The organism is Acidaminococcus sp. CAG:542, assembly GCF_000437815.1.
GTDB lineage: Bacteria > Bacillota > Negativicutes > Acidaminococcales > Acidaminococcaceae > Acidaminococcus.
Genome location: NZ_FR902038.1, coordinates 7,233 through 8,134 on the forward strand (window position 1 = coordinate 7,233; position 902 = coordinate 8,134).

At 54.2% G+C, this 902-nt stretch carries 1 protein-coding gene and 1 pseudogene; both read left to right on the top strand.

What is annotated here, in order from left to right; all coding sequences use genetic code 11:
- Positions 1 to 100: pseudogene (locus QVO43_RS10110) on the top strand (FAD-dependent thymidylate synthase); the annotation flags it as partial.
- Positions 101 to 106: 6 nt separating this feature from the next.
- Positions 107 to 790: a hypothetical protein gene (locus tag QVO43_RS02405; RefSeq protein WP_022487011.1), complete on the top strand. Its 684-nt coding sequence runs from the start codon at positions 107 to 109 to the stop codon at positions 788 to 790.
- Positions 791 to 902: the final 112 nt, after the last annotated feature.

Sequence of the window (902 nt, forward strand, 5' to 3'; positions counted from 1 at the left end):
CGACAGCGACCGGGTCTGCCACGAAGGGAAAATGAGCTGCGGCCGGCTGGAAAAACTCCTGGCCCAGGACGCCGCCAGAGCTGCTGAAAAGAAGGCGTAACCGGCCATGGGGTACAAACCGATTGAAGAGATCCAGCAGGAGACCCGTCAGTGGGATTTCATCAAAGGGCTGCCGGACCAGGTGGGGAAGTTCACCAAGAAACTGGTGGACACCATCGACGGCCAGGTGCTCACCATCTGCCGGTATGAAGCTCCGGAACTCCGAGCCAAGCTGGATATCATCTACACTTCCGAGACCTTCGACTATATCGTGGTCCACACCATGGGGATGAATTCCTACCGGGACATCCGGTTCATCTACAAGGACAAGGATGTGTTCGCCAAAAACGTCCAGGCCTACCTGCCCGGGATCCTCCACAGCATGGAAGACCCCACCAGCGTGAACCTGGGAGAGCAGGTGGCGGAACACGGGATCCTGACCTGGGACTACGGGAACCATCTGCCGAAAAAGATCGGCCCCTTTGAACTGTACATCAAACCCGCCAACGCCATCGAGCACATCAACGGGTCCATCATCATGATCGACTATTCCAACTTCGACCGGATGGACCAGCTGATCATCATGTACAACCGGCTGCGGGACCAGTTCTTCGGGGAAGTGAAGATCAACTCCGTATTCCACGCCTCCATGGATTTCGACAGCAAAAATCTCAAGGAGCTGGAAGGCAAACTGAAAGAACACCTGGAAGAAACCCTGAAAAAGGTGGACCAGGCAGATCATACCATTTGACCGGAGAAGGAGAAAAAAGTCCTTGACTTTTTTCTCCTTCTCTCGTATACTATACAAGTCGGCGCTTGAAGAAGACGCCGCAACGGCCCAGTAGTTCAGTTGGTTAGAATGC